This window comes from Alteromonas sp. G4i13 (genome assembly GCF_054960505.1).
Window position 1 is genome coordinate 1 of record NZ_JBHNYX010000016.1, and the last position, 13,714, is coordinate 13,714.

General features: G+C 44.4%; 9 protein-coding genes. 5 read left to right on the plus strand and 4 right to left on the minus strand.

What is annotated here, in order from left to right; translation table 11 throughout:
* The 3 genes from ACFI6J_RS09605 to ACFI6J_RS09615 form a co-directional block, all read left to right on the plus strand.
* Nucleotides 1-744 (plus strand): uracil-xanthine permease family protein (locus ACFI6J_RS09605; protein ID WP_462586068.1); only part of this gene is annotated, 744 nt, incomplete at its 5' end.
* A 241-nt stretch (nucleotides 745-985) separates the two neighbouring features.
* On the plus strand, nucleotides 986-3,421 hold the full coding sequence (locus ACFI6J_RS09610; protein WP_348670662.1) for a TonB-dependent receptor: 2,436 nt from the start codon (nucleotides 986-988) through the stop codon (nucleotides 3,419-3,421).
* Between the two features lie 131 nt (nucleotides 3,422-3,552).
* Nucleotides 3,553-4,695 (plus strand): purine nucleoside permease, encoded by a 1,143-nt coding sequence (locus ACFI6J_RS09615; protein ID WP_462555422.1) that lies wholly within the window; start codon nucleotides 3,553-3,555, stop codon nucleotides 4,693-4,695.
* Nucleotides 4,696-4,709: 14 nt separating this feature from the next.
* Here ACFI6J_RS09615 and ACFI6J_RS09620 read toward each other — a convergent pair whose 3' ends face one another.
* The 3 genes from ACFI6J_RS09620 to ACFI6J_RS09630 all read right to left on the minus strand — a co-directional run bounded on the left by ACFI6J_RS09620 (nucleotide 4,710) and on the right by ACFI6J_RS09630 (nucleotide 10,121).
* Entirely contained in the window at nucleotides 4,710-6,713 is a 2,004-nt protein-coding gene (locus ACFI6J_RS09620) for an ATP-binding protein (RefSeq protein WP_348670664.1), read from the minus strand.
* Between the two features lie 159 nt (nucleotides 6,714-6,872).
* Nucleotides 6,873-7,793 carry a diguanylate cyclase gene (locus tag ACFI6J_RS09625; protein WP_039227189.1) on the minus strand — a complete coding sequence of 307 codons (921 nt, stop codon included), beginning with the start codon at nucleotides 7,791-7,793 and terminating at the stop codon, nucleotides 6,873-6,875.
* A gap of 222 nt (nucleotides 7,794-8,015) precedes the next feature.
* Complete coding sequence (locus tag ACFI6J_RS09630) at nucleotides 8,016-10,121, minus strand: EAL domain-containing protein (RefSeq protein WP_348670665.1); 2,106 nt, start codon at nucleotides 10,119-10,121, stop codon at nucleotides 8,016-8,018.
* Nucleotides 10,122-10,306: 185 nt separating this feature from the next.
* Here ACFI6J_RS09630 and ACFI6J_RS09635 point away from each other — a divergent pair, with 185 nt between their 5' ends.
* Nucleotides 10,307-10,669 (plus strand): Hpt domain-containing protein, encoded by a 363-nt coding sequence (locus ACFI6J_RS09635; protein ID WP_239246132.1) that lies wholly within the window; start codon nucleotides 10,307-10,309, stop codon nucleotides 10,667-10,669.
* A 331-nt stretch (nucleotides 10,670-11,000) separates the two neighbouring features.
* Here the strand turns inward: ACFI6J_RS09635 and ACFI6J_RS09640 are convergent, their stop codons facing one another.
* Nucleotides 11,001-11,999: an adenosine deaminase gene (locus tag ACFI6J_RS09640; RefSeq protein WP_462555418.1), complete on the minus strand. Its 999-nt coding sequence runs from the start codon at nucleotides 11,997-11,999 to the stop codon at nucleotides 11,001-11,003.
* Nucleotides 12,000-12,321: 322 nt separating this feature from the next.
* On the opposite strand from ACFI6J_RS09640, the gene ACFI6J_RS09645 reads away from it, so the two are divergent.
* Entirely contained in the window at nucleotides 12,322-13,653 is a 1,332-nt protein-coding gene (locus tag ACFI6J_RS09645; protein WP_014949076.1) for an NCS2 family permease, read from the plus strand.
* Nucleotides 13,654-13,714 lie beyond the last annotated feature (61 nt).

A 13,714-nucleotide genomic window follows, 5' to 3' on the forward strand; every position in this document is an offset into this window, starting at 1 on the left:
CAGCCTGTGAGCGGTCCGATTTATCTTGCAAGAGTGAAAGGCGGGATTTTGGGCGACGGCGTTAATTCGTTACTTGCTGGCATGTTCAACACCTTTCCAAATACTACATTTGGCCAGAATAACGGGGTTATCCAATTAACCGGCATCGCCAGCCGTAAGGTCGGCTTTTTTGTTGCAGCGCTATTCGTTGTTATTGGGTTCTTCCCCATTGTAGGTGGTGTGCTGCAGGCTATTCCCAAGCCAGTTCTTGGCGGTGCTACTCTGGTTATGTTTGCCATGGTGGCCGTGGGTGGCTTAAAGCTATTAGCCAGCTACGCACTTGATAGGCGCAGTAGTTTGGTGACAGCGTGTGCGCTAGGTATGGCGATTGGTGTAATGATGGTACCAGAAGCCCTTTCTGAATTGCCTTCATGGCTTGAAAATATCTTACTTTCCCCAGTAACCTCGGCCGGCCTTACCGCCGTCATCCTTGATTTAACCTTACCTGGAAAAAAGCCCCTTGCTTCCCCACACGCTAGTGCACAAAAAATTGAAAGCAGCACTGGCGTTGCTCAGGACAACCCTGCTTACGAGCCTATTCACAACCCAAAGCCAGAAGGTAACCGTAGGGCGCCGAAAGCACTCAATGAAAAAGCCGTTGTAAACCATGAGGTTGTCAAGCACTCAGCTCACTCGACACACATTTTAAGTATAGACGGACAACCGGGCGTAACCTCTGCTCTTTTTAGTGCAAAAGCTCGCTAAAAATCACCTTATAAGTGCATGCATTTATGCGATTGAGTTTATTTACATAAAAATAACAATATAAGAACAACATTATATATTTTTATCCCTATAATTCAGCAACTTAAGAGAAGGTTAAAAGTTGACCAACTGGACAAGTAGTTGGCACTCATCCTGCTAACTCTCTTGCCAATAACAAAACGCATATAAAAATGCGTGAAAAGAACCCTAAAAAGGGGCAACTAAAAATAACGAGGAAACCATGAAAAACACTACATTCAATTTATCTCCTCTAGCAAAAGCTTTTGCAATGACTACCGCGGTCGCGCTATCGTCGCAAGCTTTTGCTCAAGAAGAGACAGAGGTTAAAGAAAAAGACGTTGAAAAAATTCAGGTAACAGGATCCCTTGGGAGCCTTCCTGGCCAAGACGTTGAGTCAGTTTTTGGCTTTGGCAAATCTATTCTCGAAACGCCTCGCTCAGCGTCCACGATTTCTCAAGAGCAAATGGAGCGCTTCAACGTTTCAGACATTGATGAACTCGTCGCGTTCGCACCAGGTACATTCACACAGTCGTTCTTCGGTGTTGCAGGCTCTCTGGATGTGCGGGGCACGCCCGGGGAAACTTACTTCCGCGGTGTTAAGCGCTTAGACAACCCAGGTAACTACCCTACGCCTATTGGCGCGTCCAGCCGAATCGACATCGTTCGTGGTCCGGCATCACCTATTTACGGCCCATCAAAAATTGGTGGTTATCTGAACTTTAATCCCAAGTCTGCCCGTGCGTCATCGGGGCAGTATTTAGATGCACCAACAGGCGCGTTGTCTTACACAACGGGGTCGTGGAACAAGAGCATTTTAACCGCAGAAGTTGGCGGACCGACTAGTGTTGCCGGTAAAGAAATGGGCTATTACATATACGGTGAGCTAGAAAACTCTGACAGTTACTACGACAATACCCAGACTGATCAAACCGTACTTCAAGCATCATTTAATATCGATATTACCGATAACCTTCGCTTTGAATTTGGTGGTATGTACCACGACTACGATGGTAACCAAGTGGCCGGCTGGAACCGATTAACTCAGGAGTTAATTGACGACGGAACCTATATTACAGGTACGGCTCAACCATTAGATACGGACGGCGACGGTCAAATCAGTCACGAAGAATATGCTGAAGTCGCCGACTTGATTTCACCGTTTATTTTCACGCCAGCTGTCCCATTAGATTCGGTTACAGGCGACTTTTTCGATCCTTTAATGGCATTACAAAACCCAGGTACCACGACCTTAAGTGGTAGCCAAACTTTGGTAGCACCTGATGACCAACTTGGTAACGAAGCCATAACGCTCTACTTCGACACCATTTACTACACGGATAATTGGGAAATTCGCAACCAGCTTTTCTATGATGCATACGACAACATAAACGAAAATGCTTATGGCTTCTCACAATTCCATGACAGCTGGGTTATAGAAGACAAACTAATTTTTGCGACAGAATATGAGAACGACGGACTATTAGCGCAATTTCAATTTTCTCCATCTGTACGCTATACCGACTTTGAGCACGGCGATGACTTTACTTACGAGTTCTTTAATCGTCGCGACCTAACCATGCCGTCTTCAGCGCTAGATCGCCGCCTTTTGTCTACCCGCTCGGGTAAAAACTACGACAACTATGACGTAGGTAATTACTTAGACTTAGGCATTGCTGCAATGACCGATTTAACTTGGGACTGGGGTTTAAACTTAGTACTAGGTTTACGATACGACACTATTGATATTGAAAGCACATCGCGCACGGATTTACTTCTGGGTGCTACTGGAGATGAAACACCAGTTTATGCTGAAGAAACCGTAGATGGATGGTCTTGGAACGCTAGTATTTCATATGAATTTGAATTTGGCCTTATTCCTTATATCACTGCAGCAGAGCAAGCTACCCTTGTTGCAGGCCAGGGCGCCGAGATTGGTGTTGGCCAACTCAATCAACCTGGTGGTGGCGGTGCATTCGACACCTCTGAGCTGATGGAATACGGTATTAAAGGTTCTCTCGTTGACGATACACTCTATTTTGCCCTTTCATTCTTTGAGCAAGAGCGTACCGACTTCAATACTCAGAATACGGTCACCAACAACACAACCAATAACGAAGGCACCGAATTTGAACTTCGTTGGGTAGTCAATGAGAACCTTGTTGTTTCTGCTGGCTATACAAATATAGAAGTTATCAACTTAACTGCACTTGCCAATGGAAACCAATTTGGGTTCTTAGGTGCTGACGATTTAGTTGCTCTTGATGATCCTTCGTTAATTTTTGGCGGGAACGTAGTAGGTCTTAACCTTGTTGGTGAAGGAGAAACAAACTCTGACGGACGAAAGGCCGGTATTCCTGAAAATATTTACACGCTGACAGCAACCTATGACTTCCAAAATGGTTATGCTGCCAACGTGAGTATTGTGGATGTGGATGAGGTCGCGTCTGGCTACTCAGCTGCAGTGACACTTCCAGCCTACACGTTAGTCAATGCTGGCTTGTCATATCAGGCGGAAGATTGGTCGTTAAACTTAACCGTTAAAAACTTAACTGACGAGCGTTATTTCCGCTCTAACTTCCCTGATCTATTTGGTAGTCAAATTGTACTACCTGAACTACCGCGTCACTGGAATGCTAAATTTACTTACTCATTCTAAGTTCGCATACTCTTTGAGCGTGGTCGTGCCTCATGTGTAGATTGAACGTTCGACACACGCTCTCAGGCCTGTAAGTTTTTTCGATAAGAAGCCCAGTTTGATAATGCTGGGCTCTTTTTTAGGAGTACTAGATGCATCTTTCTTTTTATCCACTGCTTAAACAAAAACGGTCTGCCTTTTTCAACGCTTTGCTTATATTGGCTATGTTTTTGGGTTTCTGTAGCAGTAGTTATTCTGCCAGTGTTAAAACCAATGACGCTAAGCCGCCAATGAAAGTGAAGGTTGTTGTGGTAAGTATGTTCGAAATTGGCAGCGACGAAGGCGACGCGCCTGGTGAATTTCAATTGTGGAAGGCTCGCCAGAAACTCACAACCCAATACCCTTTGCCTCATGGCTTTCACGATATTTACGCCAATCCTGATACAGGTGTAATCGGTATGGTTACGGGAATGGGAATGGGCATTGCGCGCGCTTCAGCAGCAATAATGGCACTAGGTCTTGATCCTCGCTTTGATTTATCCCAAGCCTATTGGTTGGTCGCAGGGATCGCGGGAGTCGACCCAGCGGATAACACCATTGGAAGTGCAATTTGGACCGATTACGTAGTCGATGGCGACCTAGCACATCAAATTGACGCTAGAGAAATTCCGTCTCAGTGGAGTACGGGTTATTTCCCCCTCTTCACTCATGCGCCCTTTGAAAACGCTGACGCTGTAGACGTAAACAACAGCCCAAATGGCGAGGTGTACGCGCTGAACTTACCTTTAGCAAAGTGGGCCTATTCGTTGACAAAAGACACCAAGCTTTTAAACAACGAAGCGATGGATGCACTGAGAGCCAAGTACACCAACTCAGCTAGTGCTAAAGCACTTCCAAATGTATCTATGGGTGCGCATTTATCTGCTTCTACCTTTTGGCATGGCGAAAAACTAAATACGTGGGCAAACGATTGGGTAGCATACTGGACACAGGGCAAAGGAAATTTTGTTACCTCGGGCATGGAAGACTCAGCAACACTTCAAAGCTTGAGCTACTTGGACAATGCAGGGTTAGTCAACAAAGACCGCTTACTTATTCTTAGAACGGCGAGCAATTTTACCATGCAGCCACCATCGTTGAGCGCAGCGGAGAACTTAAAGTTAGAGAGTTCTGGCGATGGATATGCAGCAATGGGAGCCGCTATAGAAGCCGCCTATAATGTCGGCTCGCAGGTTACAGACTATATTGTAACGCATTGGGAAACCGTAAAAGATACGCCCCCTTCAGCGGAATAAACGTACTTTAACCTCTACGCTGTCACTGATTTTGCATTTAGTGCATGGCGCACCTGAAGGGTAACGTCATTTTGTACCACGGGCTTGGCAAGAAAATCGGCCATGCCCGCTTTGCTACAATTAGTTTTATCTTCAGGTGTAGTATTTGCCGTTACAGCCACAATACGACCGTGTTTGGGCAATAAGTTTTCTTGGACAATAATCTTAGTCGCACTTACCCCATCGAGCACTGGCATAGCGCAATCCATAAAAATAATGTCGTATTTTTTAGCTCGGGCCATTTGAACGGCCACTTCGCCATTTTCGGCTTCATCTGGAAGGTAATTAAACTTCTCTAGCATGGATGCAAGCACGAAACGGTTTATATCGTTGTCATCAACAACCAAAACGTTAAGAGGAACGCTAAGCAGGTCTGAAGAGAGGACAACGTCACTCTGCTTTTCTTTATCTAAAACTGCCATTTCTACAGGTATAGCAATATCGAAACAGGAGCCTTTCCCTGCGCTTGAACGCACTTCAAGCTCGCCATCCATTTTGCCAACAAGTTGATTGACGATAGACAACCCTAAACCGTTTCCATTTAACTCTTCAGAGGCACTGGCGGTATCGTTTTGAAATGGTCTAAAAATACGTGACAATATTTCATCACTCATGCCCACACCAGTGTCTTCAATTGACGCAAGTAAGATAGGCACATCGCCTTGGTGCTTTAACGTAACTTGCACCGAAATATACCCTTTCGGCGTAAATTTAACCGCGTTCGATAGTAAATTTGTAATGACTTGACTGATTCGGGCGGCATCTCCGTGAACATAAGTGTTTTCGTCAAAAGACAGCACCGCGTAAAGCCTTACGCCTTTCTCTGCACATTTTGTTTTAAATACATCTAGGATATCTTCAATCAACGAACGCGCACAAAAGTCGCTATATTTTAGTGAGAATTCGCCGTTAATAATGGACGTGTAATCCAAAACATCGTTTATAAGAGACAATAAGCGGTCTGCGCTATGAAGCGCCACGTCCGCTTTGCGCATTCGCACATTTTCTTTATTTTCGAACTTGATCGCCTGCAGCATGCCGGTAATGCCATTAAGCGGCGTCTTTAATTCGTGGCTTATACGGGATAACAACATGCCACGTTCTTTAGACGCAGCTTCGGCTTCTCTTCTTCTCTCATCCAATTCGAGTCTAAGTTGCACCGACTTGTTTACGTTTTGGCAAGTCCCAAACAAACGAATACACTTTCCGTGCTTCATTTCAGCCATGCCGTGGGTTTCTATCCAAACTGAATTACCTTTGGCGGAGACAAGTTCAAGCGTTGCACTCCACGGTTCACCCGTAGCGACCGTGTGGGAGACAATGCGGTTTATCTCATCTCTATCAAACCCCTCTTTGTAGAAGTTGATAGCTGTTTCTAATGTGGGTACAAAGTCTTCTGAGACTTCGTGAATAAGCCGAGTTTGTGAAGACCAGCTAAGTGCATTAGTGGTCAAATCAACTTCCCATGTGCCTATGTTCGCTACACTTTGTAACTTTTCGTACAACGTGTTTTGATTGGTCTCTGCTTTTTCGAGATGAAACTTATCCAACATCACGCTCAGGCAATCGTCTAACAGCGACAGCTTGTCGAGGTTTACCGACTGTTCCGGGCACGCATTAATAAAGACTAAGCAGACTTGGCTTCCATCTAGGGTATGAACACGGCCTCGAATGTATTTTTCGGCATTAAAATAAGTAGAAAACCATTGTTTAAATGCAGTAGAACACTTTGCGCTGTTTACAGGGAAACAGTTGTCTACAGGCACACAGGTAGAGAAAGAAGGGACCGACTTAAAGTTGGGTGCATACGCCGACGAAGCTTTAACCAATATATTAACTGTCTCTTCGTCCAGCTGTAAAAGTAAACCTTGAAACACGCCAAACGAATCGCAGCCTCGCTGTACCAAATTGGTTAGCGATGCCTTCAACTGGTGTTCCAGTTTCACATTCAAACTCGATTGTTCGTCAAAATAAACCATGGTTCGCTACCCAAGCGTAAAGACCACAAGATTCTTGCCGCCTTGCTCGATTCGTGCAGAGCGGCCCCGCATTTATAATGATAGCTTGGGATTTGAATACGGGATATTAAACAATAGGCTAGAAATTCTATTTTTATGATGGGATATTGGGCGGTGGCCTCAGCCCTTGGCTTGGTTTCGCCCTAATTCTTTTGCTTCAAACAGTGAAATGTCAGCGTCTTCTATAAGCGCAGCCACATCGTCTTCAACCACATCCGTAGCTTTCCAAACTGCAAAGCCTGCACTTATTGATACTCGGTTTTCTATCCCTTTACCATGCGGAATTCTTGCATTGGCGACAGCCTCAACAAGCTGATGTGCCACTAGCTTTGTGCCCTGATGGTCGATATAGGGGAGGACGACTAAAAACTCTTCGCCGCCAAAGCGAATAACGGCATCTTTCGGCCGTTTAACCGTATCCGATACAATTTGCGCCACTTTTTGAAGACAAATATCGCCTTCGAGATGCCCGTACGTATCGTTGAAAAGCTTAAAATAATCGATGTCGATCATTATTGCTCCAACCGTACCTTTGTCTCTCGCAACTTGCTTAATGAGTAACGGAATTTCGTTGGTTAAGTACATACGATTGTACAAACCCGTAAGCTGATCGTGAAATGTCATCATTTCAAGGAATTCGGTGCGAAGCTTATTTTGCAGATGTGTTTTGATGCGATGCGTTAACGTAGAAGCGTTAACCGGTTTCATGACAAAGTCTGACGCCCCTACTTCCCAGCACGCATTTTCACTCTCAATATCCATTGTAGATGTAACGAAAATGACGGGGATATGATTCGTTTCAGGCGAGGCTTTTAGAGCGCTACAAACATCTAACCCACTAATGTCTGGCATGTTCATGTCAAGCAGGACTAGGTCAGGAAGGTTTGCCTCGCAGTAGGATATGGCTTCTTCTCCTGACTCGGCTGTAGCACAAGTAAACACCGACTCTAGGATGGATTCAAGCAGCATACGACTCATCGGCTCATCGTCCACAATAAGTACGTTACACTCTGCGTAGGGTTTTATTTCTTTTCGATTCATCGGGTACTTTTATTATTACTACATCAAGGTGACCATTCTCGCATGCGTTGTTATTACTTTTACAATATCAAAGTAATAACAACGTTTTACGCAAGTCTAACACCTTACATCCAAATTTGTATCGAAAAGTCAGCTAGTTTGCTTCCAAGTAGGTATGGTTTGAACGACAAGGTTATAAAGAAGAGACTATCGATTAGCACTCTACTCAGCGTCCAGTGAACTTTACGCTACTTGGCAATCATCGATGAACTTCGTGAAGAAATCCGCCATCGCCATAGGGCGACACATAAAATACCCCTGCCCTAAGTGACACCCAAGTGCTTTGAGCGCGGCAAAATGAGATTGGGTCTCTATCCCTTCGGCAACAATTGTTAACTCTAAGCTTAATGCTAAATGCACTATTGCCGTTACGATATCATGTGCCTGCTGTTCTTTATCCATATCAATAACGAAAGAGCGATCTATCTTAAGCACATTCAATGGGAACTGACGCAAATAAGAGAGACTTGAATAGCCCGTACCAAAATCATCCAACGCAATAGTAACGCCCAATGAAGCCAAGTCGTTCAGGATATCTCTGGTTTGTTCAAAGTCGTGCATTAGGGCTGATTCTGTTACCTCCAATTCTATAGACGACGCGGCGATACCCGCTTCGTTGATAATTTCAGCAACTTCTTTTGCGAAGCCTGGGTTTGAAAGCTGTTTAGCAGCTACGTTTACCGCCACTTTGAAGTCTTGCCCCAATTCGTTGCATTTAGCGACAAACTCACAGCTTTTTTGCAACACTTGCTTTCCTAGCTGATGTATTAGCCCAGTCTCTTCTGCCAGTGGGATAAACTCATCAGGTCCAATAACTTTACCATTTTCGTCGAACATTCTGACTAAGCTTTCCGCACTTAATACTGTGCTATCGTCAAAGTTATATTTTGGCTGTAGATAAATGGCTAGACTGTCGTTCTCGATAGCATTTCTAAGCTTTATCTCCATCTCCACACGATGATGCATGGCATGCTGCAGGTCTTTTGAAAAGAAACTGAAAGTGTCTTTGCCTTTTGATTTAGAGCGGTACATGGCTGAGTCTGCATGGCGCATCATCTCTTCCGCATTAACAGCATCTTGGGGATAAAGGCTAATTCCAATGCTTAAGCTAAGTTGATGGGCCTTACCGTCTATATCAATGGGCTCTCTGCCCGCCTGCAAACACGCCATAGCAATACTGTCTGCACTGTAGCCTGAACCAATTTCAGTAAGTAAGCAAGCAAACTCATCGCCACCCACGCGGGCCAGCGTAGCACTTTCTCCAACAACCTTAGCAAGGCGCTTTGCAATAGACGCAATAATATAATCACCGACTTGATGCCCAAGGCTGTCATTGAGGTACTTGAAATTGTCGATATCAATTAACAATAACGCTATGCTTTGCTTAGAGGTAAAACAACGAGTGATAGCCTGAACAATTCTATCGTGCAGCAGCACTCGGTTTGGCAAGCCCGTGAGCTGATCATGATTGGTTAAATGTGTCATCTTCACTGCCATTTCAATGGCTTCTGACACATCTTGGAAAACGATAACCGCGCCAGAAAGCTGGCCATCCTCATCAATGATGGGCGACGCTGTATCTTCTACCCTGAATACTTGATTGTGTCGGCTTACCAGCGTGGCGTTATAAGACATAGCTACCGGACGCATCATTTCTAGTGCGTAAAGAGCGGGGTTTAAAAGACGCTCATTTGTCGAGGCATCTCTTAAATTCATAACCTCATCGATAGGTTTGCCAAGGGCTTCCGTTTCACTATAACCGGTTAACCTTTGCGCTACCGGGTTAATAAACGTTACATCCCCTGCTGCGTTAATTGAAATAACGCCGTCAGCTATTGATTTGAGAGTAATAGCAAGCTGCTTTTTCTCTGCTTCTAATTCGTGATTAACACGAGCAAGCTTCGTTTTTTGGTCCTGAATAGTGAGATGATTTCTAACTCGCATCTGGCACAACCCAATATCAATGGGCTTGGATATAAAGTCTATGGCACCTAACGACAATGCCACATGTTCATTTTCCGGATCGCTATGGGAAGTGACAAAGATTACTGGAATAGCTGCCGTTTCTGGACACGCTTTTAACTGCTTGCAGACCTCAAAGCCAGATAGCTCAGGCATGCTTATATCTAGAACAACCAAATCAGGAAGTTGTGCTTTTATCACCGAAAACGCATTCGCGCTTTGCGAGACCGTAACAACCTTTGCTAGAGATTCTACTGCACTTTCTAATAACAAGAGTGTTGTTGGTTCATCGTCAATGATGACTACTTTCTGTGTCTCATTATCCATGAGAAATTCCACACCATGTAACAAATATCAGAATAAGTATCGCCCGAGATACGTAAAAAAAAATTAGTCTTTAGTCTAGGTTTTGCTGGTTTATAAACCGCAGTATGCTATGCCACTAAACTTGCTATTTCTTGATTAGAACATGTATTGTACACTGGCATAACGCTTCAATTACGGTGGCACATATGGACACATCTAACTCAAACGATACGCCCACTCGAGAACAATTATGGAACCGCGATGCTGCAATAAGCAGGTTGGGTGGAAATGAGGGGTTATTGAACCGTATTGTTGAAATGTTCCTCGCGCAAATAGAACAAAAACAACAAGCACTTCAAAGTGCTGCGACCGCATTAGATGTTGAAGCCGTTAGATTCAACAGTCATGCTATGAAAGGTGTGTCGGGCGATGTAGGTGCCGATGCCATTCGGGAAAAGGCATCGTCTATTGAAAACAAAGCCAAGCAAGACGATTTAAGCGAAATCGTTCAAGACATCACGGAATTAGACAGTTTGATTAAGCAAACTATTGCAGTCATGAAATCGTAAAATCACATTAGCTTCTCGCATTAATCGCCAGAAGCTAACGCGACTATCTTCCACTCCTCGCCTTGCTAGGGCCTGTTGACCTTTGTTGTACATTTTTACAGCGGTCTGTGTGCCATCTAGACAAGGCGAATGTTTGACGGTTTAGTGGTTCTAAATCGAGAACATTCAACGCAGTATAGATGGCACAAAGGCGCTGCCCGAAGGGGTCGTTATGGAAGCCTTTTACTCTTTGTCACAGTCCTTTAACTTAGCCCGCTAGGCTTGCAGGACTGTTTCGCGATTAAAAGGCTTCCATTTAGACCAAAATTCGTACACCAAAAGTCAACAGGTCCTAGGCTGAAAGAACCTTTTCAACAAGCTGGTTTTTCTGCTCCTGCGGCAAAAAACTTGCCTTAAAGCTATTTGCTACCAACGTACGAACTGTTTTTTCATCAATACCCAGCGACTGGTGCAACGCTTCAAAATTGTCATTTAAGAAGCCACCAAAATACGTAGGATCATCAGAGTTAACCGTGACTAGAAGCCCAGCATCAAGAAGCTGGACAATATTGTGGTCTTTCATGTCATCAATTACGCAAAGCTTGAGATTGCTCAACGGGCAAACAGTGAGTGGAATTTGTCTTTCTTTCAAGAGGTCCATAAGCGCTTCATCTTCTTGGCAGCGTACACCGTGGTCAATACGATCAACGTCCAATAGCTCGATGGCTTCCCAAATGTAAGATGCCGGTCCTTCTTCTCCAGCATGGGCGACAATTTTAAATCCCAGCGCTTTGGCTTTTTTGAATACGCGTTCGAATTTTGACGGCGGATGACCAAGTTCGGAGCTGTCTAACCCTACCGCTGTAATGTGCTCGTAGTAGGGCTCTGCTGCAGAAAGCGTATCGAAGGCAGCATCTTCTGGCAAATGGCGAAGGAAAGACATGATTAAATAGCTACTGATACCGTATTCATCTTTTGCTTTTTCCATCGCCTTCAAAAAGCCTGGCATGAAAATATCGAAACCTATGTCACGCTCTGTATGGGTTTGCGGATCAAACATAATTTCTGTGTGGACGATATTGTCCTCATAACACCGCGTTAAGTATTCCCACATTAAAGCAAAGAAATCATCCTCATCGCGAAGCACGCCCGCCCCTGCATAATATAAGTCAAGGAAGCTTTGTAGATCTTCAAAGTTATACGCCGCTTCTATCTCTTCCACGCTAGCATAAGGAAGTGATACACTGTGCTTTTCAGCTAGGCGCCACATAAGTTCAGGCGTTAAGCTACCTTCTATATGCAGATGCAGTTCGGCCTTTGGAATGTTTTTAATTATTGATGACAGCGACATGGCCCCTCACTTATTTGCACCACAACAATGCAATGGCATTTAATTGGTGCGTAATAGTTTATCTTTAATGCTATCTGTAAACGAGTTCTATTGCTCATTTAGGTTTTGTTTGCGGTTTTTTTGACTTCATCTATGTTGATTACTAACCGTTTGGCTGGCTTTGTGCTGCCTGGCTAGTGACTTTGAGTCACGCAATGATTATTAATTAATCATTGTACTGAAAAGTAAGTTAGCACAAAACACACCAACAAGTTGACTAATTGGTCAGTTTATTGCTTTCAACGCACAAAACACACAATGAAATACTAACAGAGAACTCTTGATGTCCAACAACGTAATCGAACGGCTATTTAAGCTGCAGGAACACGGAACAACAGTAAGAACAGAGATCATTGCAGGACTTACTACGTTCGCAGCCATGTCTTATATACTCGTGGTGAACCCAGGTATTCTTGGGTTAAGTGGCATGCCCGTAGAGGGCCTAATTACAGTGACAGCAATAGCGGCGTGTATTGGCACTTTAATGATGGCGCTAATGACTAACTACCCTATTGCGTTGGCACCAGGTATGGGCTTGAACGCCTTTTTCGCGTTTACCATTTGTCTTGGTCGTGAAATTCCATGGGAAGCAGCGCTTGGTATTGTTTTCTGGAACGGCATTCTCTTTTTACTCCTTTCTCTCACCGGAGTTCGAACCAAAATAGCCGAGTCTATACCTCCTTCTCTTAAAATCGGCGTGCAGTGTGGCATAGGTTTGTTCATTGCCTTTATCGGCCTTAAAAATGCGGGGCTGATTGTTGATAATCCTGCAACCTTCGTACAGCTTGGCGACCTTTCTGAGCCAGCAGTAATGTTAGCGCTCATCGGCATTATCTTTACTATCGTTCTTATGGTGAAACGCGTTACAGGCGCTATCTTAATCTCTATCGTAACACTCACCTTAATTGGTGCTTTTATCCCCACTGAAAACGGTACCTTAACTGCAACGCCTTCTGCTGTAGTTGGCATGCCAGAATCTATTTCAAACACCTTTATGGCAATGGACTTTTGGTACCCAATCGATCACCTTGCTGAAACGTGGGACCTCATTTTCGCACTTATGTTTGTGAACATGTTCGATACCATTGGCACCTTAATCGGCGTATCTCGAAAAGCCAATCTACTTACTCCCGAAGGCAAGCTACCGAAAATTGGCTCAGCAATGACAGCCGATGCATCAGCGAGTATTGCTGGCGCATTAGTGGGTACATCTCCAGTAACTAGCTATGTGGAGTCCGCTACGGGCGTATCGGCGGGCGGCAGAACCGGGCTTACCGCAGTAGTGGTTTCTGTCTGCTTCTTACTCTCGCTATTTTTAACACCGCTAATGAAAGTTATCCCGCTAATGGCCACTACGCCAGCGCTATTGATGGTAGGTATTTTAATGATGGAATCGATTCGACAGGTTGATTTCGACGACTTAGGTGCGTTAGCCACTGCTTCTGTTGCACTTATCGCCATGCCGCTCACATTCAGCATTAGCGAAGGCATTGCCCTTGGTTTTATTACTTATGTTGGCATTAAGGTAGGTACGGGAAAATTTAAAGAAGTAACACCGCTCACTTATGCACTGGCGATTGTTTTCTTATTACGATACTTATTGGATTTAAAATAATTCAACGGCGCTTATTGCGTGCCTGTAAGTTAACGCTTTAGATACAAAAAAGGTGGCTTTC

What these genes read in the sequence shown, in the direction of transcription:
- ACFI6J_RS09640 (WP_462555418.1), bottom strand. Translation starts at nt 11,999, where the DNA reads ATGTCGCTGTCATCAATAATTAAAAACATTCCAAAGGCCGAACTGCAT.
- ACFI6J_RS09610 (WP_348670662.1), top strand. Translation starts at nt 986, where the DNA reads ATGAAAAACACTACATTCAATTTATCTCCTCTAGCAAAAGCTTTTGCA.
- ACFI6J_RS09625 (WP_039227189.1), bottom strand. Translation starts at nt 7,793, where the DNA reads ATGAATCGAAAAGAAATAAAACCCTACGCAGAGTGTAACGTACTTATT.
- ACFI6J_RS09635 (WP_239246132.1), top strand. Translation starts at nt 10,307, where the DNA reads ATGGACACATCTAACTCAAACGATACGCCCACTCGAGAACAATTATGG.
- ACFI6J_RS09645 (WP_014949076.1), top strand. Translation starts at nt 12,322, where the DNA reads ATGTCCAACAACGTAATCGAACGGCTATTTAAGCTGCAGGAACACGGA.
- ACFI6J_RS09620 (WP_348670664.1), bottom strand. Translation starts at nt 6,713, where the DNA reads ATGGTTTATTTTGACGAACAATCGAGTTTGAATGTGAAACTGGAACAC.
- ACFI6J_RS09615 (WP_462555422.1), top strand. Translation starts at nt 3,553, where the DNA reads ATGCATCTTTCTTTTTATCCACTGCTTAAACAAAAACGGTCTGCCTTT.
- ACFI6J_RS09630 (WP_348670665.1), bottom strand. Translation starts at nt 10,121, where the DNA reads ATGGATAATGAGACACAGAAAGTAGTCATCATTGACGATGAACCAACA.